General features: G+C 73.6%; 1 protein-coding gene. It reads left to right on the top strand.

Annotated elements, in window-relative coordinates; translation table 11 throughout:
* A partial coding sequence (locus KBX53_RS33910) for a D-alanyl-D-alanine carboxypeptidase family protein (protein WP_210863917.1) occupies positions 1–996 on the top strand: 996 nt, incomplete at its 5' end.
* Positions 997–1,070: the final 74 nt, after the last annotated feature.

Raw genomic sequence — 1,070 nt, 5'->3', positions numbered from 1 at the left:
CCGGCCGGCGTCGCCGCGCCGCCGAAGATCACCGCCACGTCGTGGCTGGTCGCCGACCTGGACAGCGGCCAGGTGCTCGGCGGCTGCGGCCCGCACGAGTACGGCACGCCGGCGAGCGTGCAGAAGCTGCTGCTGGCGGCCACCATGCTGCCGAAGCTCGACCCGAAGCAGCTGGTCACCGTCACCGAGGCGGACATGGACATCGAACCCGGCTCCTCGGCCGTGGGCCTGGTCGCGGGCGGCCGGTACACCGTCGAGACCATCTGGCTCGGGTTGCTGCTGAACTCCGGCAACGAGGCCGCCAACGCGCTGGCCCGACTGGGCAGCGGGACGGACAGCGCCGCCGGTGTCCGCGCCATGAACGAGCAGGCGCACCACCTCGGCGCGTTGCAGACGCACGCGGTCACCCCGTCCGGGCTGGACGGCAGGGGGCAGTTCACCAGCGCGTACGACCTGGCGTTGATCGCAAGGGCCTGCTTCGCCCAGCCGACCTTCCGCCGGTACGCGTTGACCGAGCAGACGTCGATACCGGCCCAGCCGGCGCAACGTACCAAGGGCTTCGAGATCCAGAACGAGAACCAGCTCATCTACCGGTACCCGGGGGCGCTCGGCGGCAAGACCGGCTTCACCGACCTGGCCCGGCACACCTATGTGGGGGCGGCGGAACGCGGCGGGCGGCGGCTGGTGGTGACCCTGCTGGGCGCCGAGTCGACGCCGGCTCGCGGCTGGGAGCAGGGTGCCGCCCTGCTGGACTGGGGCTTCACGCTGCCCCGCGACGCCGCGGTGGGCCGGTTGGTCGAGCCCGGCGAGCTGACCGCCACCCCGTCGGCGGCGCCGTCCGCGCTGGCGGCACCCGGCGCGCCCCGGCCGGCGGCGGCCAGCGGACCGGCGCGTAGCGACGCGGGGTGGCTCTGGTCGGTGACCGCGCTCAGCGGCGCGACGGTGGTGGCGTTGATGGGCGGTCTGCTGTGGCGGCGTCGCCGCCGGTTGCCCTGACGGATCGACATCGGGCGTTGCCGTCCATAGACTCCGGTCTTTCTGGCACCACCAGTCCAGGAGGATCCCTGTGC

This window comes from Micromonospora sp. M51, from assembly GCF_018070305.1.
Taxonomy (GTDB): domain Bacteria; phylum Actinomycetota; class Actinomycetes; order Mycobacteriales; family Micromonosporaceae; genus Micromonospora; species Micromonospora parva.
The sequence above is the reverse complement of the archived record's forward strand: the minus strand, read 5'-3'. Positions and strand labels throughout refer to the sequence as shown.